The sequence below is a fragment of the Kribbella steppae genome (genome assembly GCF_004342025.1).
GTDB classification, from domain to species: domain Bacteria; phylum Actinomycetota; class Actinomycetes; order Propionibacteriales; family Kribbellaceae; genus Kribbella; species Kribbella steppae.
In genome coordinates, this window is sequence record NZ_SLWN01000009.1 from 292,904 (window position 1) to 313,438 (window position 20,535).

The following is a 20,535-nucleotide window of genomic DNA, read 5'->3' on the forward strand; positions in this document are numbered from 1 at the left end:
GGTCACCAAATCATTCACTTCCCGGCCGTGTGTGACGAAGATGGAAGGGCCGGCCGGGCCGAAGGGAACACAGTTGAGACGGGAACACCGCATCACCCAAGTCTTCATCGAGCTGGCCGACACGTTGGTCGACGAGTTCGACGTGGTCGACTTCCTCCACACGCTGGCCGAGGTCAGTGTCGAGTTGCTCGATGTCGACGCCGCCGGGTTGATGCTGGCCGACGAGGACGGCGTACTGCGGGTGATGGCGTCGTCGGACGACCAGGCCGAGCTGCTGGAACTGTTCGAGCTCCAGCAGAACGAAGGCCCGTGCCCGGAGTGTTTCCGCACCGGCGCCGCGGTGGTCAACGTCGACCTGCGCCGCTGGCCCGACTTCGCCGCGGCGGCTGCGGCCGGCGGCTATGCCTCGGCCCATGCGGTGCCGTTACGCCTTCGCGGGCAGGTGATCGGCGCGCTCAATCTCTTCCGGACCAGTACGGAACCACTCGCCGACGAGGACATCGCCCTCAGCCGGGCGCTCTCCGACATCGCCACGATCGGCCTCCTGCACGAGCGGCGGCACCGTGGTCAGCAAGTGCTGGCCGAGCAGCTCCAGCACGCGCTCAACAGCAGGATCGTGATCGAGCAGGCAAAGGGAATGCTGGCCGAGCGGACCGGGCTGAGCCCGTCGGACGCGTTCACCGTGATGCGTTCGTACGCACGAGGCACGGGCCAGGGCTTGAGCATGGTGGCGCACGGCGTACTCGACGGCACTCTCGACACGTCTGCGCTGCTCACTCGTTAGCTGGACGACAGCTTGCGTGTGGCAGTCGGCCGTGGTTCCGTTGACAGTCACAGCCACCTTCTCGTGGCGCTGCCCCGGACCCGGTAGCGCATCGACCGATGCACTCCGGACTGGGGCGTTCTCATGTCACAGCTAGTCGCGGACGAACACAGTCCGCAGCGGCCGCAGCAGCGGTACGCAAACCTCTACACCGACCTCTCCCGGACCGTACGTGACCTCGGACTACTCCGCCGGCGCCACGGCTACTACTGGACCCGCATCGGCCTGGTGATAGCGGCCTTCGCAGGCGTCTGGGTCGGCTTCGGCCTGCTCGGCAACTCCTGGTTCCAGCTCCTGATGGCCGGCGCGCTGGCGCTGGTCCTCACCCAGGTCGCGTTCCTCAGTCACGACAGCGCGCATCGGCAGATCTTCGACTCCGCGGCGTGGAACGACTGGACCGCACGCCTGCTGGCCAGCGGACTGGTCGGCATGAGTGCCAGCTGGTGGCGTTCGAAGCACAGTCGCCACCACCAGGCTCCGAACCAACTGGATCGCGACCCGGACATCGGCTCCGGAGTCGTCGCCTTCACCCCGGCGCACGTCGAGAAGCGCACTGGGTTCAGCGGCTGGCTGACTCGTCGTCAAGGATGGCTGTTCTTCCCGCTGCTCACCCTGGAGGGCCTGAACCTGTACGTCGCGAGCCTGCGTCATCTGCTCCGCCGATCCGCGTCGTCCGTCGAGCGCATCGAGGCCGCGATCATCCTGACCCGGCTCGGCGGCTACCTCGCGGTGCTGTTGATCCTGTTGCCGATCGGCAAGGCCGGCGCCTTCCTCGGGCTCCAGCTCGCTGTGTTCGGGATCTGCCTCGGCGCGTCGTTCGCCCCGAACCACAAGGGCATGCCGCTCGTGCCGGCGACGATGAAGCTCGACTTCCTGCGCCGCCAGGTGCTGATGTCGCGCAACATCCGCGGCGGCGTGATGGTCGACTTCGCGCTCGGCGGGCTCAACTACCAGATCGAGCACCACCTGTTCCCGAGCATGCCCCGGCCGACCCTCAGGAAGGTCCAGCCGATCGTCCGCGACTACTGCGAGCTGCACGGGGTCAAGTACACCGAGGTCGGACTGTTCTCGTCGTACCGGATCGTCATCGACTACCTGAACAACGTCGGCCTCCGGGCCCGCGATCCCTTCCAGTGCCCGCTGGTAGAGCTCTACCGGAAGTAGAGCTCAGGCGGGCGGCGGGATCTCGCCCGAGCCGCGGATGGTGAGCTTCACCGGAACCCGCACGGTCCGGCCCGGTCGGTGCGGCTCCGGAAGACGCTCGGTCATCAGCTGGATCGCCGTACGAGCCATCACGTCGGCCGACTGCGTTACCGCGGTCAGGCCGGGGCTGAGCAGATCGCCGAGGGCGAGATCGTCGAACGAGACCAGTGCGACCCGGTCCCGCCGGCCGGCGAGTCCGCGCAGTACCTCGGCCGTCGTCATGTTGTTTGCCGACAGCAACGCAGTGGCCGGCTCCGGACGATCCAGTACGGCGGACAGCGTGATGCCGATGCCCTCGGTGGTCGGCTCGGACAGGTGGACCAGATCCTCGTCCACCTCGATCCGGTGCCGGAGCATCGCGGCCCGGTAGGCGACGACCCGCTCGCGAGCGGTGAAGATCCGCTCGTCGTCACCGAGGTACGCGATCCGCCGGTGGCCCTGCCGGACCAGGTGGTCGATCGCCTGGTCGATCCCACCGGCGTTGTCGGCCAGTACGGCGTCCGCCTCGATCCCGTGCGCCGGACGGTCGATCGTGACGACCGCCATGCCGGCGTCGACATGTGGTGCGAGGTAGTCCTGGGTCTCCCCGATCGGCGCCATGATCAGCGCGTCCGGCCGCCGGGCGACGAACTCCAGGCAGACGTCGCGCTCCCGGTCCGGGTCCTCGTCGGTCAGACCGATCATCACGACCGAGCCGGACGACCGCGCCCACAGCTCGACCGCCCGGCCGAGCGAGGCGAAGAACGGGTCGCCGATATCGCGGATGACCACCGCGATCGTCCCGGTCTTGCCCCGGCGCAGCATCCGGGCGCTCTCGTTCGGGGTGTAGTTGAGCTCCTTGATCGCGGCCTGGACCTTGGCGGTCAGCTCCGGGCTGACGTTCGGCTCCTCGTTCACCACCCGGGAGACGGTCTTCAGCGCGACTCCGGCCCGGGCCGCGACCTCCTTCATGGTGGGCCGGCGCTGGCCCGTCCCGTTCACTCCGCTGATGGTCATCGCCGGCCCCTCTCTCCCCTGTAGTCCCGGTCAGTGCCTCGTGCGTTTCGTAGCTTGAACGATAGCGGTGTCCAGGTGCGTGCATCACGGTGCTGGCGAAGCGCCCTCGATGCGGAGCATCGTGGGCGCTTCTCCAGTGCCGTGAGGTGCGTGCCTGGGCGCCGGTAGCGTCAAGTTACGAAGCGCACGAGGCACTTAGCTCTCGACGACGACCGGGATGATCATCGGGCGGCGGCGGTGGGTGTCACTGACCCACTTGCCGACCACCCGGCGGATCACCTGCTGCAACTGGTACATGTCGTCGACGCCGCTGCCGATCGCCTTCTCGATCTCCGCCTCGATCTTCGGCTTGAGGTCGTCGAAGACAGTGTCGTCCTCGGCGAACCCGCGCGCCTGGATCTCCGGACCGGCTGTCAGTTTGCCGGTGACAGAGTCCATCACGGCGATGACCGAGATGAAACCCTCGTCGCCGAGAATCCGGCGGTCCTTCAGTGAGGTCTCGGTGATGTCGCCGACCGTGGACCCGTCCACGAACACGTACCCGCAGTCGACCTTGCCGGCCACGACGGCCTTGCGGTCGATCAGATCGACCACCACACCGTCCTCCACGACGACCACGTTCTCCGCCGGGACACCGGTCTGGATGGCCAGGTCCGCGTTCGCGTGCAGGTGCCGGATCTCGCCGTGCATCGGCATCACGTTGCGCGGCTTGACGATGTTGTAGCAGTACAGCAGCTCGCCGGCGCTGGCGTGACCGGAGACGTGAACCAGCGCGTTGCCCTTGTGGATCACGTTCGCGCCGTGCCGGGTCAGCCCGTTGATCACCCGGTAGACCGAGTTCTCGTTGCCCGGGATCAGGGACGAGGCTAGTACGACGGTGTCACCCGACTGGATCTGGACGACGTGGTGGTCGTTCGCCGCGATCCGGGACAGCGCCGACATCGGCTCGCCCTGGGAACCGGTCGAGACCAGCACGACCTGCTCCGGCGGGTAGTTGTCCAGCTCGCGCATGTCGATCAGCGTGTCGCCGGGCACGTTCAGGAAGCCCAGATCACGGGCCACGCCCATGTTGCGGACCATCGACCGGCCGACGTACGCGACCTTGCGACGGTGCTTCACGGCCGCGTCCATCACCTGCTGGACCCGGTGCACGTGCGAGGCGAAACAGGCGACGATGATGCGCTGGTTCTTCGCCTTGGTGAACACGCCGTCCAGCACCGGAGCGATATCGCGCTCGTGGGTGGTGAAGCCGGGCACCTCGGAGTTGGTCGAGTCGACGCAGAACAGGTCCACGCCCTCCTCGCCGAGCCGGGAGAACGCGCGCAGGTCGGTGATCCGGTTGTCCAGCGGCAACTGGTCCATCTTGAAGTCGCCGGTGTGCAGCACCAGGCCGGCCGGCGTCTTGATCGCCACCGCCAGCGCGTCCGGGATCGAGTGGTTGACGGCGATGAACTCGCAGACGAACGGGCCGATCTGCAGCGACTCGCCCTCGACCACGGTCTGCTGCGGCACGTTGCGGTGCCGGTGCTCCTTCAGCTTGCCCTCCAGCAGCGCGAGCGTGAGCTGCGAGCCGATGACCGGGATGTCACCCCGCTCACGCAGCAGGTAGGGCAGGCCGCCGATGTGGTCCTCGTGGCCGTGGGTCAGGACGACGGCGACGATGTCGTCCAGCCGGTCCCGGATCGGCTGGAAGTCCGGCAGGATCAGGTCCACACCGGGCTGGTTCTCGTCCGGGAAGAGTACGCCGCAGTCGACGACCAGCAGCTTCCCGTCGTACTCGAACACCGTCATATTGCGGCCGACCTCGCCGAGGCCGCCGAGCGGGATGACCCGCAAAGCGCCCGGGGCCAGTGGTCCGGGCGCGTCGAGATCTGGATGGGGATGGCTCATGCAATCAGTCCTGCCGTCTTGAGGTCGGTGGTGAGCCAGTCCACTTGCTCGGCGGTCGCCTCAATCAACGGCGACCGGAGTGTCGCGTGCTCGATGACGCCGGCCAGCTTGAGCGCGGCCTTCACCATGATGGCGCCCTGGGTCCTGGTCATGATCGCCTCGACGGCAGGCACCATCCGTCGATCGATCTTCTGTGCGGTGGCGAGGTCGCCGGCCACCACGGCGTCGATCAGCTGCCGGTACGGCTCGCTCGCGACATGCGCGACGACGCTGGCGACGCCGACCGCACCGATCGCGAGCCAGGCGAGATTCAACTCGTCGGCACCGCAGTAGTAGAACAGATCGGTGTTCGCCAGCACCTTGGTGGCCCCGGCCACGTCGCCCTTGGCGTCCTTCACCGCGACGATCCGCGGGTGCTCGGCGAGCGCGATCAGCGTCTCGGACTTGATCTCGACCCCGGCCCGGCCGGGGATGTCGTAGACCATGTTCGGCAGGCCGGTGGCGTCGGCCACCGCGGTGAAGTGCAGGCGCAGCCCGTCCTGCGGAGGCTTGTTGTAGTACGGCGTGACGACCAGCAGACCGTGGGCACCGGCGGCTTCGGCCTGCTTCGCGCACTCGATCGTGTGCGCGGTGTTGTTGGTGCCGACCCCCGCAACCACCTTGGCCCGGTCACCGACCGCGTCGAGCACCGCCTTGACCAGCTGGACCTTCTCCTGGTCCGAGGTGGTCGGCGCCTCGCCGGTGGTCCCGTTGATGATGAGTGCGTCGTTGCCGCGGTCGACCAGGTAGGTGGCCACCTTCTGCGCAGCATCGAGATCGAGCGAGCCGTCGGCCCGGAACGGGGTGATCATCGCCGTCGTCAGGCGGCCGAAGGGCAACGCCGGTGCAGCGGAAGATGCTGAGGACATGGGGCTCAGATTACCGCTCCGCAGCCTCGATGAAATGAGTAGGCCTGATGGCTGTCCGCTCGGGGGTCCGGGCAGCCACCAGGCTCACTCGTCCTATCGGGCCGGGCCCGGTAGGCGTTACAGCTTCCGGCAAAAAAGTCAGGAAAAAATTCTGTGGATACTCTGCGTCATCTCGGGATCGCGCATTGTCGACAATTCGATGACTTTCTGGACCGCTAGTCTCTGCCGGGTGCCTACCGTCTCCCCCGCGCAGCGATCCCTGACCACCACGGCGAGCGCGCTGCTCGGCGCGATCCCGCTCATCACGCTGACCATGTGGTTCGTCCTGGCCGCCGACGGGATCGGCGACTTCCCGCCCACCTGGGCGCCGTCGTTCGTGTTGCTCGCCGCCGCGCTGGCCTACGCGTTCTGTGAACTGGCCGGCTTCCGGACTCCCCCGCTCCAGCACAGCGACCGGCCGCCGGCCGAGGTCGAGGCGGAGTCGTGGCGGCGGTTCACCGCGTCGACCTTCGTCCGGTTCGCGGTCTGCGAGGCCGTCTTCCTGATCTCGATGCCGCTCGCGTTCGTGGTCGACAGCTTCTGGATGATCCTGATCGGGGCCGTGCTCGCGGTGCCGCTGTTCCTCTGGGAGGTGTGGCCGGGCGCACGCAACCAACAGCGTTTCGCGGCCGCACTCGAAGCCGGCGGCATCCCGTCGCACCTGACCGGTCGGGTCCAGGACTACTGACCGGCGAGCCAGATCGACGTCGCGTTGAAGAGCTGCGCGACCGCCTGCAGAGCGCCAGGAAGTAGGAGTACGGCGGCGCCGAGCAGGAGCGGAACGATGATCAGCCGCTCGAACCAGCCGTTGGTGCGGAAGCGGAGCGGACGCGGGAGGCGGATCTCGTACCAGGTCTCGCCGCGGATCGGCAGCGGCCACATCCACGGGCAGCCGGAGCGGGTCAGGCTGTCGCCGAGACAGTGAACGAACATGCCGAGTCCGACAGCCACTCCGATCCAGCCACCGATCCCGCTCAGACCGGCTTGTACGGCGTCCGCGGTCGTCGTGCCGGGTAACGCCGTACCGGTGACAGACCATGCGGTGGCGCCGAGCACGAGGACGATCAACCAGTCACCCAGTACGTCGGCCGCCAGCAGCAGACCGGTGACGGCTACCGCGAGGACTGCCCATTTTCCCCGATCACCCGCGCTGGCCGCGAGCATGCCGAGCAGGATCGCGGCGACGAGGGTGTGGGTCGCGTGGCGGTGCTTGCCGGTGCTGTCCTCGTCGCGCGGGCCCTTGGTGAGGTTGTAGAGGACGCTCGAGAAGGCGCGGACCGCCTCCGAGATGATGCGGGTCAGCGGGCCGACCAGGCGGGATGCGCGAGCACCGGGGTGATCCAGGTCCGGGACCAAGGCGTAGCCGGCGGTTGCCGCCGCGAACGGCACCACCTCGGCCACCGTGGTCAGCCCGATGAGCGGCGCCACCACCAGCCCGGCACACCACCCCGACAACGCATGCGACCGCCCCATCATGGCGCCCCACTCCCCTCATCAGCGGAACCCCATCCTCCCAACTCCAACCCCATCTCCCCCAACAGCCACGCTGACCACCCCAGTCACAACCGTTCGACTTCGGAGCATCAGCCGGTTTGCATAATCATTCAGGGGAGTGCATACTTTTCCTGTGTCCAAGGTTCTTACTTCTCTGCCTGTTGGTGAGCGGGTCGGCATCGCCTTCTCCGGTGGTCTCGACACGTCGGTCGCGGTCGCGTGGATGCGGGACAAGGGCGCCGTCCCCTGCACCTACACCGCCGATCTCGGTCAGTACGACGAGCCCGACATCGCCTCCGTCCCGGGTCGCGCCACGGCGTACGGCGCCGAGATCACCCGCCTGGTCGACTGCCGGGCGGCGCTGGTCGAGGAGGGCCTGGCCGCGCTGGCGTGCGGTGCGTTCCACATCCGGTCCGCCGGGCGGACGTACTTCAACACCACCCCGATCGGGCGGGCGGTGACCGGCACTCTGCTGGTCCGGGCGATGCTCGACGACGACGTCCAGATCTGGGGTGACGGGTCGACGTTCAAGGGCAACGACATCGAGCGGTTCTACCGGTACGGCCTGCTGGCGAACCCGCACCTGCGGATCTACAAGCCGTGGCTCGACGCGGACTTCGTCTCCGAGCTCGGCGGCCGTAAGGAGATGTCGGAGTGGCTGGTCACGCACGGCCTGCCGTACCGAGACAGCACCGAGAAGGCGTACTCCACCGACGCGAACATCTGGGGCGCCACCCACGAGGCGAAGACGCTGGAGCACCTCGACACCGGGATCGAGACCGTCGACCCGATCATGGGTCTGAAGCACTGGGACCCGTCGGTCGAGATCCAGCCGGAGGACGTCACCATCGGCTTCGAGCAGGGCCGGCCGGTGACCATCAACGGCAAGGAGTTCGGCTCCGCGGTCGACCTGGTGCTGGAGGCCAACGCGATCGGCGGCCGGCACGGCCTGGGGATGTCGGACCAGATCGAGAACCGGGTGATCGAGGCCAAGAGCCGGGGCATCTACGAGGCTCCCGGGATGGCGCTGCTGCACGCGGCGTACGAGCGGCTGGTCAGCGCGATCCACAACGAGGACACGCTGGCGAACTACCACAACGAGGGCCGGCGGCTCGGGCGGCTGATGTACGAAGGCCGCTGGCTGGACCCGCAGTCGCTGATGCTGCGGGAGTCCCTGCAGCGGTGGGTCGGTACGGCGGTGACCGGTGACGTGACGTTGCGGCTCCGGCGGGGTGAGGACTACTCGATCCTCGACACCACCGGCCCGGCGCTCAGCTACCACCCGGACAAGCTGTCGATGGAGCGGATCGAGGACTCCGCCTTCGGCCCGGTCGACCGGATCGGCCAGCTGACCATGCGGAACCTGGACATCGCCGACTCCCGGTCGAAGCTCGAGCAGTACGCCGGGCTCGGCATGTTCGGCAGCTCGAACCCCGCCCTGGCCTCGTCGACCGACCTCATCGGCCCGATGCCCACCGGCGGCGCCGAGGCGATCGCCTCCCGCGGCGAAGCCACCGAAGAGGACGAGCTCCTCGACCGCGCCGCAATGGAGTCCGGCACCGACTGACCCCGCCGCCCGATTTGGCTGGCTATCGAGGCAAATGGTGGGTTTGCCACCCTGATTCCGGGTGGCAGACCCACCATCTCGGTGGTCAGCCAGCGAAATTCACGCGTCGAAGTCGAGGGTGACCTTTGGCGTGGTGGGGTGCGACTGGCAGGTGAGGACGTAGCCGGCGCGGATCTCGTCGGGCTCCAGGGCCCAGTTGGTATCCATCCGGACCGAGCCCTCGATCACCTTGGCCCGGCAGGTGCCGCAGACGCCGCCCTTGCACGCGAACGGCGCGTCACTGCGTACGGCGAGCGTCGCGTCCAGCACGGCCTTCGAGTGCTCGGCCAGCGGGAAGCTCGACCGGCGACCGTCCAGGATCACCGTGACCTCGGCGGCGTCCTCGTCGACCGGAGCCTCCTCGACCGGAGCCGTCGGAGCCTCGTCACCGACGTGGAAGAGCTCGGCGTGCACGTGCTCACGCGGAACACCTTGCTCGAGCAGCAACTCCTGCGCACCGACGACCATCGCGTACGGCCCGCACAGGAACCACTCGTCGACACTCGCGATCGGCAGGATCGTCGTGAACATCCGCCCCAGCCGCTCGGCGTCGATCCGGCCGCTGAACAACTCCACCTCGGTCGACTCCCGCGACAACACATGCACCAGGTGGAACCGTTCGGCGTACCGGTCCTTCTGATCGGCCAGCTCGTCGGCGAACATGACCGACCCGACCGTCCGGTTGCCGTAGAGCAGCGTGACCCGGCTCATCGGTTCGGTGGCGAGAATCGTTGCGACCAATGAGAGGACCGGCGTGATCCCGCTGCCCGCGGCAACGAAGGCGTAGTGCTTCGCGTTCGCCGGATCGAGCGTCGTACCGAACCGGCCGAGCGGAGTCATCACCTCGAGCTCGTCGCCGACCTTCAACTCGTGGGCGGCGTACGCCGAGAACTCGCCACCCGGGATCCGCTTCACGCCGATCCGCAGTACGCCGGAACCAGCCGGCGAGCAGATCGAGTAGCTGCGTCGGACGTCTTCACCGGTACGACGGATGGTCAGGTGCTGACCCGCGGTGAACTCGTAGTCGTCCGCGAGCTCGGGCGGCACCTCGAAGGTGATCGCGACCGAATCGTCGGTGATCGCCTCGATGCCGGCCACCTTCAACGAATGAAAGACCGCCCGCCGCCGGGTCATAGTCGTACTCATCACAACGCCTTGAAGTGATCGAAAGGCTCGCGGCACGCGTTGCACCGCCACAGCGACTTGCACGACGTGGACCCGAAGCGACTCAGCTCGGTCGTGTCCGGCGATCCGCACAACGGGCACCGGATGGTCAGACTCAGCATCACCTGGCCGACAGCGCGACGACCGGTCGGCGGAGCGATGCCGTACTCGACCAGCTTCGCCTTGCCGGCCTCACTCATCCAGTCGGTCGTCCAGGCCGGCGACAGCACGGTCTCGACCCGGCCGTCGACGTGTAACGCCTGGAGCGTCAGCTCGACCTCGTGCCGGATCATGTCCATGGCCGGACAGCCGGAGTACGTCGGTGTGATCGTCACGACGACCTCATCACCCTCATGCCGAACACCACGCAGTACGCCAAGGTCCGCGATCGTCAGCACCGGCACCTCAGGGTCTGCCACCTCGCCAACGGCCTCGAGGATGGCTGTGTCCGTCACCATGTCGCCCCCGGGTGGGACCGGGCCACGTGCTGCAGCTCCGCGAGCAGGTACCCCAGGTGCTCGGTGTGACGCCCCTGACGAGCACCACGATGCTGGTACGACGACTCAGGCCGGCTGCACGTGGACTCGTCGATTACTGCCATCACCCGGCGCTCCCACTCGTCGTGCAGCGTCGACGGGTCGACAGCGACGGCAAGACGTCGTACCAGGTCGTCGGACTCGAACATCTCCGCGGTGTAAGGCCAGAACCCCTCCAGCCCGGCCTGCATCCGGCGGTGACTCTCCTCGGTCCCGTCACCGAGCCGCAGCACCCACTGGGTCGCGTGGTCGACGTGGTACGCGACCTCCTTGACCGCCTTGCCCGCAACACCGGCCAGCATCTCGTCGGCGCTCCCCCGCAGCTCTTCGTACAGCAAGTGCTGGTAGGTCGCGAAGTACAACAGCTTTGCCATCGCGTGGGCGAAGTCGCCGTTCGGGAGTTCGCACAGCTGCAGGTTGAGGAAGTCGCGCTCGTCCCGGAAGTAGGCGAGGTCGTCCTCCGACCGCCCCTCCCCCTCGACCTGACCGGCGTACTGCAGCAGCGACCGGGCCTGGCCGAGCTGATCGAGTCCGATGTTGCCCAGGGCAACGTCCTCCTCGAGCTGCGGGGCGGCCGCGATCCACTCGGCGGTGCGCTGTGCGGAGATCAGCGCGTCGTCACCGAGCCGCAGCGCGTAGACGAAGAGGTCGTTCACAGGTGCTCGACGCCTTCCGGAACGTGGTAGAAGGTCGGGTGCCGGTAGACCTTGTCGCCCGCCGGGTCGAAGAACTCGTCCTTCTCGTCCGGGCTCGACGCGGTGATGTCGGCCGCGGGCACGACCCAGATCGACACACCTTCCTGCCGGCGGGTGTACACGTCACGCGCGTTGCGGAGCGCCATGGTCGCGTCCGGCGCGTGCAGGCTGCCGACGTGCGTGTGTGAGAGCCCGCGGCGCGAGCGGACGAACACCTCCCACAACGGCTCGACGCTCATGCGGCACTCCCCTGCTTGCGAGCAGCTTGCTTGGAGGCGTACGCCGCTGCGGCCTCACGGACCCACGCGCCGTCCTCATGCGCCTTCACCCGATGCGCGAGCCGCTCCTGGTTGCAGGGCCCGTTGCCCTTCACCACGTCGTACAGCTCGGTGTAGTCGGGCTCGGTGAACCGGTAGCGCCCGGACTCCTCGTCGTACCGCAGTCCCTCGTCGGGGACCTTCAGCCCGAGTACGTCGGCCTGCGGGACGGTCATGTCGACGAAGCGCTGGCGCAGCTCGTCGTTGCTGTGCCGCTTGATCCCCCACGCCATCGACTGCTCGGAGTGCGTCGACGCGGAGTCCGGCGGCCCGAACATCATCAGCGATGGCCACCACCAGCGGTCGAGCGCGTCCTGAGCCATCGCCTTCTGCCCCTCGGTGCCGTTGCACAGCGTGTGCAGGATCTCGAACCCCTGCCGCTGGTGGAACGACTCCTCCTTGCAGACCCGGACCATCGCCCGCGCGTACGGCCCGTAGGAGCAGCGGCACAGCGGGACCTGGTTCACGATCGCGGCACCGTCGACCAGCCAGCCGATCGCGCCGATGTCGGCCCAGGTCAGGGTCGGGTAGTTGAAGATGCTGGAGTACTTCTGCCGGCCGCTGTGCAGCAGGTCGAGCAGGTCGGCCCGATCCACGCCGAGCGTCTCGGCGGCGGCGTACAGGTAGAGCCCGTGACCTGCCTCGTCCTGCACCTTCGCCATCAGGATCGCCTTGCGGCGCAGCGACGGCGCGCGACTGATCCAGTTTCCCTCCGGCTGCATGCCGATGATCTCCGAGTGCGCGTGCTGCGCGATCTGCCGGATCAGGGTCTTGCGGTACCCGTCCGGCATCGCGTCCCGCGGCTCGATCCGGCCGTCGGCGTCGATGGTCGCCTGGAAGCTGTCGTCCATGTCGGTCAGCATAGCCGAGTTGTGACACTTTCTGTCCAGATCAACGCATAAGTGTCACAAAGTCGGACGGTGGTGCTAGCCCCACCCCGGAAGTGGTGGCAACGCGCTGGGTCCACGCCTGGTCGGCCGGGAGTATTCAGTTCAAGGCTTACACAGTTTTCCGAAAGGGTGGACCCCGTGACCACGCAGACTCTCCCGGCCGTCGATCACCGCGGACCGGTCACCGGTAAGGAACGCGCACTCGCACCCGACCTGATCCGGGGCGCGATGCTGCTGCTGATCGGGTTGGCCAACAGCGCCAACTTCGCGTTCGCCGGCCAGCCGGGCGTCGAAAGTACGCCGCACGGCCTCGAGCGCCTCCTCAACTTCCTCAAGCTCACGCTCGTCGACGCCCGGGCCTACCCGGTATTCGCGGTGATGTTCGGCTACGGCCTGGTCCAGCTGGCCCGGCGGCAGCGATCGGCCGGCGCGACGCCGAGTGCCGTCCGGAGGATCTTGCTGAAGCGGAACGGTTGGCTGATCGCCTTCGGCGCTGTGCACGCGACGTTGCTGTACTTCGGTGACTTCCTCGGCGCCTACGGGATCGTCGGGATCATCTGCACGCTGTTGCTGCTCAATCGCGGCGACAAGTTCCACCGGATCGTGATCGGCATCTGGGCGATCGAGGCCCTGTACGTCTTCCACGTCGGCTTCCAGGCTGTCGTCGCAGTGATGAACAGCAACGGTCCCGCTCATCCGCTCACGAACAGCCCGAACCCCTCGCTCGCGGCTTCCTCGTACGGCGCGAGCCTGGTCGACCGGTTGCACGAGTACCCGATGCACACCGCCAGCGTGATCGGCTTCATCATGGTCGTCTGGCTCGGCATCTGGGCCGCCCGCAAGCAGATCCTGGAGAACCCGGCCGCACACCGCGCCCTGCTGAAGGGTGTCGCCTTCGTCGGCCTTGGCATCACGATCCTCGGTGGTCTGCCGCTCGCGCTGGTCGGCGCCGGTTGGCTGCACGTCGACTCGGCCGCGGTCGATTCGCTGAGCTACCTCTCCCACGTGAGCGGCATGTTCGGCGGGCCTGGGTACGTCGCTCTGTTCGGTCTGCTGGTCGCGCGACTGACCCGGCTGACGCTGCCGGTTCAGGCGATTGCCGCACTCGGTCAGCGGTCGATGTCGGGCTACCTGTTCCAGTCGGTCTGCTGGCTGGTGCTGCTGGCTCCTTTCACTCTCGACCTTCAGTTTGGGAGTACGGCGTACACCGCGGCGCTGATCGCGATCGGCGTGTGGGTCACCTCGGTGATCGCCACGTACGCGATGAGCAGGCGGGGGAACCGCGGCCCGGCCGAGACGCTGCTCCGGCGGCTCGTCTACTGACCGCTCAGCGCCTCATCGGCAGGACCAGGTGTCCTGCCGATGAGGCGCTTTGCGAGGATGGTGCACGTGAGTGACGACTTCGGCGTACCGGAACCTGCCAGCCTCTCGGATCTGACCGGCGCGGACGAGAGCCCGGTGGCGGAGACGAGTGTGCGGCTGGCGCTTCCGGCCGAGGCGAACGAGATCGGCGAGATCCAGGTCGCGGCCTGGCGGGCGTCGTACGCCGGACTGCTGCCGGTGGATGTGCTCGCCGACCTCAACCCCGCGCAGTTCGCCGCCCAGTGGCGAGCCGCGCTGATCGCTCCCGGAGAGGCCCGGAACCGGGTGATGGTCGCGCTGGCCGGCCGGACCCTGGTCGGGTTCGCGGCGATCACGCCGTCGGACGACCCGGACGGCGATCCGCAGCGGGACGCGTTGATTGCCGAGCTCGCGATCAAGCCCGAGGCGACCCGGGCCGGCCACGGCTCACGACTGCTCAACGCGGTCGTCGACACCGTCCGCGCCGACGGCTTCGGCCGGGTCACCGTGTGGGTCAACTCTACCGACGACGTCCTCCGCGCCTTCTACACCGAAGCCGGCTGGGCCCCCGACGGCGCCCACCGCGAACTCGACCTCTACGGCGACGAATCCGTCCGCATCAAACAAATCCGCCTCCACACCGACCCCGGCTCAGCCGACTGACGCAGCTAGGCCAGGCAGAATTCGTTGCCTTCGGGGTCTTGCATGATGATGTGGAAGCCGTCGGGGGCGTCCATGCGGGTTGCGACGGTGGCGCCGAGCGCTGTCAGGCGGTTGGCTTCGGACTCGATCGCGGTACGGCGGTCGTCGGCGGCGAGGCCGGGGGCGACTTTGATGTCGAGGTGGACGCGGTTCTTCACCTGCTTGGACTCCGGGACCTGGAGGAAGAAGATGTCGGGGCGGGTGCCGCGGTCCTTGTCGACCAGGGTGCGGCCGGCGTTTCGCTGATCGACCGGGATGTTGTTGGCGTCGGCCCACTCGTCCCAGGTCGCGAAGCCGTCCGGGACGCCCATCGGGAAGTCGTACCCACCGAGCGCCGCCATCCAGAACCGTGCGACCCGGTCCGGATCCGCGCAGTCGAAGACGATGTGCAGGTCAAACGACGGCACGGTGATCACCTTGTTTCTGGGCCAGACCGGCCCGGTAGAGGTCGCGGAGCAGGCAGATCTCGGCGCCATGGTGCATGGCCTCACGGTTCACGTGGGTGATCAGACCGAGCATGGTGTCGTCGGCGAAGTAGGCACCCTTCGGGCCGAGCGGCTGGTTCAGCGCCTCCTCGTCGAGGCCTCGGATCGCCGCGTTCCACCTGCGGTACCAGTGCTCGAGGAACACCAACGCGTCGGCCGCCGTCCCGGGGAGGTCGGCCGGGATGTGCCGCGGGTCGAACATGTTCGCGTCGTCCGGCACACTCCCGTCACCGAAGAACGTGCTCACCCGGGTCGCGAAACAACCGACGCCGACATGCACCAACCGCCACGCGATCGTCGTCAGCGGCGGCGGATCAGGCACCGGATCCTCGTGGTCGACCACGATCCGCCCGCTGTCGTCACGGCGTACCGACCAAGCACCCTCGGCCGGCTCCCACAGATACTCGTCATCCGTCAGGCCCTGGAGTCGCGGCCACAGATGGAAGTCCCAGTAGAACGCCAACTGCCCGATCAGCAGGTCACCACAGCCGGCCATCCAGGCACCTCCCCTTCAGATCAGTACGCCGACCCTAGAACCTGCCGCCGACAAAACCGGCCATAGCACGGGGCGGATCGGCGACGGGCCGGGGGTGGTGCTCGACCGGCAGGGGTGGACATGACAGATTGCGACGGTCCGATTACGCGTGGCCATCCGCTGGAGTCTGCATGAAGTACCTCACCCTGGCCGTCGGCCTGGGCGTTTCCGCTGCCGCTGTTCTCGTCGTCCCGGGTTCGGGTGCGACCGCCTCGATGGAGCAGGCGACCGTGGTCGACCGGGCGCATCCGGTGGCCAATCGGTACCTGAAGCAGAGACCGGCGTGGCAACCGTGCGGCGAGAAGGAGTACCGGACGTACTGCGCCAAGATCACCGCACCGCGCGACTGGGCCAACCAGTACTCCGGCAACGACATCCAGATCGCGGTCAGCAAGGTCGCACCAGTGAAGGGCAAGCCGAGCCGGGTGGTCTTCGGCAACCCAGGCGGACCAGGTGGTGCCGGTCTCGGCATGGCGCCGTACCTGGCCAGTCAGGCACCGCTGGCCAAGGACCACCTCACCGTCGGGTTCGACCCGCGCGGCACCGGCGACAGCACGAACGTCACCTGCCAGGGCGCACCCGGGTACACGATGGACGCGCGCGACCGCGACCCGTGGAACCTCGACCTGATCGCGGAGGCGTCGCAGCTCAGTCAGCCGTACTGCGACCGCCAGTCCCGCGGCCTGCTTCCGTACGTCAACACCGCGCAGACCGTGCAGGACATGGACCTGATCCGCCAGCTGCTCGGCTTCGACAAGATCGACTTCGTCGGGTACTCCGGCGGCACCTGGATGGGGGCGTACTACCAGACGTACTTCCCGCAGCACGTCGGCCGCTTCGTGCTGGACTCCAACACCGACTTCACCCAGCCCTGGATCAACACCTTCCTCGGGCAGCCGGAGGCGTTCGAGCGCCGGTTCCGCGAGGACTTCGCGCCGTGGGCGGCGAAGTACGACAGTGAGCTGAAACTCGGGTCGTCGTCACGCACAGTGATCCGGACCTACGAGCGCCTCCGGGCGGCGCTGAAAGCGCAGCCGGCGGTCGAGGAGTTCCTGGACGGCTCGATCAAGATCAGCTACGACCAGAACACCCTGGACGAGATCGTCTCCGGGGATATGTATACAAAAATCGACTTCTATTCGCTCGCGATCGACCTGGCATTTCTGCGCGACCTTTCCGCCGCACAGACCAAAGGCGGTCCGCGCGCCGCGCAACGGAAAGTAGATGCGCTGTCACTGGCCCGGCAACACCAGCTGGTACGACGTGCATCCCGCGAGACCGTCGGCCTGCGTCCACTCGGCCGGATCGTCGGCGACGACGCCGAAGGCGCGACCTTCACGGCAGTCACCTGCAACGACACCCCGTGGCCGCAGGGCCGCGAGTACGGCGACCAGATGGCCGGCCGTCTCGGGCCGAAGTACCCCTTGCTCGGCTGGGGCGTGAACGAGAACCCCTGCTTCTACTGGAAGCGCCCGAACCTCACCATGCCGCAGCCCACCGGCAAGGGCCTGCCGACCACCCTGATGGTCCAGTCGGTGCACGATCCGGCGACGAGTTACTCGCTCGCGGTCTCCGCACACAACCGGTACGCCGGCTCCCGGCTCGTCACCGTCACCCGCGAGGGCGACCACGGCATCTACGGCGGCGTGAACAAGTGCGCCGACAAGATCGTCAACGCGTTCCTCACCACCGGCAAGGCGCCGGCCAAGGACGTCACCTGCGTCGGCGAGGGCATCCCGGCCCCGTCGTCGCCACCGGTGGGCACCGAGTACGAAGCCGGACAGCAGGGGTACGGCGACAGCACGCCGCTGCGCCGGATCGCGGGATTCACCAAAGCCGTCTCGGGATATCTGCACTGAAGCTGCATAATTCCGCAAGGGTTTCAGCTCGCGGACCTTTTACGGCAACCACCGAAGAGGCTTCGAACAAAACACCCGACCGGTGCCCGATAGGGCAGGGAATCCGCACGAATTCGAGGGGTTTCGCCTACGCTCGGGCAGTCAGTGATCACCGTCGGCGAATGCCTGGAAGGGATTTCGTTGTCAGGACATATTTGTCAGGGCGATGTCAGGGTTCCGTCCCTGTCTGACAGAGCGTGATTTCGGCAACCTTGTGTCAGCGCGGAGGAACTGGCCGTCGACTGGGAGGGCTCGACGACAGGTGACTTCGCCGACGTGGCTTCGGCCGGCTGTGAGGTGGGGGGACTGCCTGGGGGGTCAGACAGGGACACAGCCGGCCGGGTCCGTCACGTCAGGCCCGCGCTCTCAGATCCCTCGCGGGGTACCGTCGATCCCCCAGGTCGTGGTGCCTCGCGAGGCAACGTACCGATCAGCAGTTCTGGTGGACTGCTGATCGGTTTTTCTTTGTGCCCGGTCAGAGCCGACCGGTGTGGTTGGGGTTGGAGCTGCTCGGAGCGGGTGGGTATCCGTCGGCCACGGCGGCGAGCGGAGCGGCTCGGCCGGCCGACCAGGCTGTTCGGAACGCCCGGCGATCGAGGGACTGCTCGATCGCGGTCCGAGTCGCCAGATGGTCGGCCCTCTCGATCACCGGCACCGGCGCACCGATGACCTCGCGCACACCATCCGCGGCTCCGAGCAGGAACGCGGCGTACTCGCCTCTCCCCCGCTGCTGAGCGACCGTCGCCAGCTCCTCGAGGACACTCGCGGACCGCCACCGGTCGCCCAGGTCGCGGTGCTCGGCGAGGCTCTCGTCCAGCAGATGTACGGCGCGCTCCGTCAGCCCGCGACGTCGTTCGACGATGCCGAGCTGGTTCAGCGACCAGGCAACACCTTCGCGGTACCCGAGCCGCTGGGACAACGCCAGGCTCTCCTGCAGCAAGTCCTCGGCCTCGACGAGTTCACCGCCGTACTGCGCGATGGTCCCGAGGCTGATCAACGACCACGCGAGCCCTTCACCGTCACCCAGCAGCCGGAAGCTGTCCCGGGCCCGACGACACCGCTTGGCACCGACCTCCAGGTCACCACGCAACCAGGCGACGAATCCGAGGTGGTTGTGCGCCCACGCCATCCCCGACCGGTCGCCGAGACTCTCGTAGAGGTCGAAGCTCTCGCAATGCAGGTCCTCGGCGGCCGCGTAGTCCCCGCGCTCCCGTGCGACACCACCAAGACGTTGCAGCACCAGCGCGGTACCGGCCGCATCGCCCAGCCCCTTGTACTGCGCCAGTGCTGTTTCCAGTCGTGCGGTCGCGATGTCGTACTCGCACTGCAGAAAGGCGAGCATCCCTGCACCCAGGTTCGCCTTCGCACACGCAGGAGCGAGTCCCTCCAGCTCCAACGCAGGGAGTGTGTCGGAGAGCGCCAATGCACGCTCCAGCCACTGACCGCCCTCGGCGTAGTGACCACGCAGGTAGCAGAACAGCCAGAGCCCACCGGCCAATCGCAGTGCCTCGCGCACCGACCTCGTCCGCAGTGACCACGCCATGGCGGACCGGATGTTGTCCAACTCGCCGTCCAGCCGTTCGAGCCACTGTGCCTGGTTGACGCCGCGCAACTGGCCCTCGGCCTCCTCGGCGAGGGTGATGTAGAAGCCCGCGTGTCGACGAGCCGCCTCCTCCGCCATACCGCCGGCAATCAGCCGGTCGGCGGCGAACTCACGGATCACCGCGAGCATGTAGTACCGCGCGACACCACTGCGCCGGGTGACACGGATCAGCGACTTGTCCACCAGCCGTCCGGTCAGGTCGAGCGCCTCGGCGCGCTCCAGCGGACCTGGTATCGGCTGACCGGACATGACAGTGGCGGCAGCGCTCAACGTCCACCCGCCGACGAACACCGACAGCTGCGCGAACACGTCCCGCTCCGCCGGCGTGAGCAGGTCGTGGCTCCACTCGATCGCGCCGTACATGGACTGCTGTCGCGGCGACGCCGTCCGCGATCCGCCGGCCAGGATGGTGAACGAGGTCTCCAGCTCGGACGCCAGCTCCTCGACGGTCATCACGTTCGTCCGGGCCGCGGCCAGCTCGATTGCGAGCGGCATGCCCTCCAGCCGCCGTACCACCCGAGCGACCTGGTCGACCTGTCCGTCCAGGTCGTACCCGCGTGCGGTCGCCCGCTCGATGAAGAGCTGTACCGCGGCCGACGACTCGAGCTGATCCTCGTCGCGTGGCAGCGCCAGCGCCGGTACGACGTACACGCTCTCACCCGGCACGCGCAGCAGCTCGCGGCTGGACGCGAGGACCGACAGGTTCGGGCAGTACTCCAGCAGCGCGGCGCAGATCTGCCCGACCGTGGCGACGACGTGAGAGCAGTTGTCGAGCACCAGCAGCATGGTCCGGCGCCCGATCTGCTCGGCGATCGCGTCGACCAGCTTCGAGTTCTCCATCGGGTGCAGACCGGCGGCGGCCGCAACGGCCGGGACCACGCCGGCGGGATCGGTCAGAGAAGCGAGCGGAACCCAGCAGACGCCGTCCGGGAAGCCTTCCTCGAGCTCACCCGCCAAAGCCAGGGTCAGACGCGTTTTGCCGACGCCGCCCGGTCCGGTCAGGGTCAGCAACCGGGTGATGCGTTGACCCAGCAAGCGTTTGGTTGCGGTGAGTTCCGTGATCCGACCGATCAGCTCGTTCGGCGGGGCAGGTGGCCGGCGCAGTTGTGGCTGCGGAGATTCGGTGTCGCGGCGGGCGGCCGTGGTGAGCTCGGCACGATCCGCCACCCCGAGTCGCAGCGCGTCCGCGAGCAAGCGCAGCGTGTGTGCTCGGGGCGCGCGACGGCGCCCCCGCTCCAGAGCCGCGATCGCGTCGACACTCAGACCGGCGAGCTCGGCCAGACCCTCTTGCGACAATCCGGCATCACGCCGGTGTCGTCGCAACAGACCGCCGAAACCTGCCCCCTGCACGTCGTCCGAGCCGCGGCGAGACCCGTCTGATGGCACAGGACGGCTCCACCCAGTCTCCGA

General features: G+C 67.7%; 19 protein-coding genes. 7 read left to right on the forward strand and 12 right to left on the reverse strand.

All coding sequences use genetic code 11. The features are described 5' to 3' along the window. Positions 1-73 precede the first annotated feature (73 nt). Together EV652_RS27040 and EV652_RS27045 are read left to right on the forward strand one after the other, a co-directional pair. Positions 74-784 (forward strand): GAF and ANTAR domain-containing protein, encoded by a 711-nt coding sequence (locus EV652_RS27040; protein ID WP_132212036.1) that lies wholly within the window; start codon positions 74-76, stop codon positions 782-784. Between the two features lie 123 nt (positions 785-907). Continuing rightward, positions 908-1,987, forward strand: coding sequence for a fatty acid desaturase family protein (locus tag EV652_RS27045; protein WP_132212037.1), 1,080 nt, complete (start codon positions 908-910; stop codon positions 1,985-1,987). A gap of 3 nt (positions 1,988-1,990) precedes the next feature. On the opposite strand, the gene EV652_RS27050 is transcribed toward EV652_RS27045, so the two are convergent. From EV652_RS27050 to dapA, 3 genes are all read right to left on the reverse strand, one after another. Continuing rightward, positions 1,991-3,022: a LacI family DNA-binding transcriptional regulator gene (locus tag EV652_RS27050; RefSeq protein ID WP_132212038.1), complete on the reverse strand. Its 1,032-nt coding sequence runs from the start codon at positions 3,020-3,022 to the stop codon at positions 1,991-1,993. 195 nt (positions 3,023-3,217) lie between these two features. Further along, positions 3,218-4,912 (reverse strand): ribonuclease J, encoded by a 1,695-nt coding sequence (locus EV652_RS27055; RefSeq protein ID WP_132212039.1) that lies wholly within the window; start codon positions 4,910-4,912, stop codon positions 3,218-3,220. Further along, entirely contained in the window at positions 4,909-5,820 is a 912-nt protein-coding gene (gene dapA / locus EV652_RS27060) for a 4-hydroxy-tetrahydrodipicolinate synthase (protein ID WP_132212040.1), read from the reverse strand. The genes EV652_RS27055 and dapA overlap by 4 nt, the downstream gene beginning before the upstream one ends. Positions 5,821-6,049: 229 nt before the next feature. Here dapA and EV652_RS27065 point away from each other — a divergent pair, with 229 nt between their 5' ends. Continuing rightward, the gene (locus EV652_RS27065; protein WP_132212041.1) at positions 6,050-6,547 is read left to right on the forward strand and encodes a hypothetical protein; all 498 of its coding nucleotides are present in this window, start codon (positions 6,050-6,052) and stop codon (positions 6,545-6,547) included. Here EV652_RS27065 and EV652_RS27070 read toward each other — a convergent pair. Continuing rightward, complete coding sequence (locus EV652_RS27070) at positions 6,541-7,335, reverse strand: metal-dependent hydrolase (RefSeq protein ID WP_242002033.1); 795 nt, start codon at positions 7,333-7,335, stop codon at positions 6,541-6,543. The two genes, EV652_RS27065 and EV652_RS27070, sit on opposite strands and share 7 nt — an antisense overlap. 151 nt (positions 7,336-7,486) lie before the next feature. On the opposite strand from EV652_RS27070, the gene argG reads away from it, so the two are divergent. Continuing rightward, positions 7,487-8,920, forward strand: a complete 1,434-nt coding sequence (gene argG, locus EV652_RS27075) for an argininosuccinate synthase (RefSeq protein ID WP_132212042.1) — start codon at positions 7,487-7,489, stop codon at positions 8,918-8,920. A 99-nt stretch (positions 8,921-9,019) separates the two neighbouring features. Here argG and paaE read toward each other — a convergent pair whose 3' ends face one another. The 5 genes from paaE to paaA are packed head-to-tail and all read right to left on the reverse strand — an operon-like array spanning position 9,020 to position 12,522. Then, positions 9,020-10,105: a 1,2-phenylacetyl-CoA epoxidase subunit PaaE gene (gene paaE, locus EV652_RS27080; protein ID WP_132212043.1), complete on the reverse strand. Its 1,086-nt coding sequence runs from the start codon at positions 10,103-10,105 to the stop codon at positions 9,020-9,022. Next, positions 10,105-10,581: a 1,2-phenylacetyl-CoA epoxidase subunit PaaD gene (paaD, locus tag EV652_RS27085; RefSeq protein WP_132212044.1), complete on the reverse strand. Its 477-nt coding sequence runs from the start codon at positions 10,579-10,581 to the stop codon at positions 10,105-10,107. The genes paaE and paaD overlap by 1 nt, the downstream gene beginning before the upstream one ends. Further along, positions 10,575-11,315, reverse strand: coding sequence for a 1,2-phenylacetyl-CoA epoxidase subunit PaaC (gene paaC, locus EV652_RS27090; RefSeq protein ID WP_132212045.1), 741 nt, complete (start codon positions 11,313-11,315; stop codon positions 10,575-10,577). The genes paaD and paaC overlap by 7 nt, the downstream gene beginning before the upstream one ends. After that, positions 11,312-11,593, reverse strand: a complete 282-nt coding sequence (paaB, locus tag EV652_RS27095; RefSeq protein WP_132212046.1) for a 1,2-phenylacetyl-CoA epoxidase subunit PaaB — start codon at positions 11,591-11,593, stop codon at positions 11,312-11,314. The genes paaC and paaB overlap by 4 nt, the downstream gene beginning before the upstream one ends. After that, positions 11,590-12,522 (reverse strand): 1,2-phenylacetyl-CoA epoxidase subunit PaaA, encoded by a 933-nt coding sequence (gene paaA / locus EV652_RS27100; protein ID WP_242002034.1) that lies wholly within the window; start codon positions 12,520-12,522, stop codon positions 11,590-11,592. Before paaA ends, paaB begins: the two co-directional genes overlap by 4 nt. A gap of 177 nt (positions 12,523-12,699) precedes the next feature. Here paaA and EV652_RS27105 point away from each other — a divergent pair, with 177 nt between their 5' ends. Both EV652_RS27105 and EV652_RS27110 read left to right on the forward strand, forming a co-directional pair. Next, a complete protein-coding gene (locus EV652_RS27105; RefSeq protein ID WP_242002035.1) occupies positions 12,700-13,884 on the forward strand; it encodes a DUF418 domain-containing protein in 1,185 nt (394 codons plus the stop codon). A 57-nt stretch (positions 13,885-13,941) separates the two neighbouring features. Then, positions 13,942-14,565: a GNAT family N-acetyltransferase gene (locus EV652_RS27110; RefSeq protein WP_132212144.1), complete on the forward strand. Its 624-nt coding sequence runs from the start codon at positions 13,942-13,944 to the stop codon at positions 14,563-14,565. Positions 14,566-14,570: 5 nt separating this feature from the next. Here EV652_RS27110 and EV652_RS27115 read toward each other — a convergent pair whose 3' ends face one another. Together EV652_RS27115 and EV652_RS27120 are read right to left on the reverse strand one after the other, a co-directional pair. After that, on the reverse strand, positions 14,571-15,011 hold the full coding sequence (locus EV652_RS27115) for a VOC family protein (RefSeq protein ID WP_132212048.1): 441 nt from the start codon (positions 15,009-15,011) through the stop codon (positions 14,571-14,573). Then, complete coding sequence (locus EV652_RS27120) at positions 14,998-15,585, reverse strand: DinB family protein (RefSeq protein ID WP_132212049.1); 588 nt, start codon at positions 15,583-15,585, stop codon at positions 14,998-15,000. The genes EV652_RS27115 and EV652_RS27120 overlap by 14 nt, the downstream gene beginning before the upstream one ends. Positions 15,586-15,755: 170 nt before the next feature. Between EV652_RS27120 and EV652_RS27125 the strand changes: the two genes are divergently transcribed. Beyond that, positions 15,756-17,483: an alpha/beta hydrolase gene (locus EV652_RS27125; protein ID WP_132212050.1), complete on the forward strand. Its 1,728-nt coding sequence runs from the start codon at positions 15,756-15,758 to the stop codon at positions 17,481-17,483. 514 nt (positions 17,484-17,997) lie between these two features. Here EV652_RS27125 and EV652_RS27130 read toward each other — a convergent pair. After that, positions 17,998-20,511: an ATP-binding protein gene (locus EV652_RS27130; protein WP_132212051.1), complete on the reverse strand. Its 2,514-nt coding sequence runs from the start codon at positions 20,509-20,511 to the stop codon at positions 17,998-18,000. Positions 20,512-20,535 lie beyond the last annotated feature (24 nt).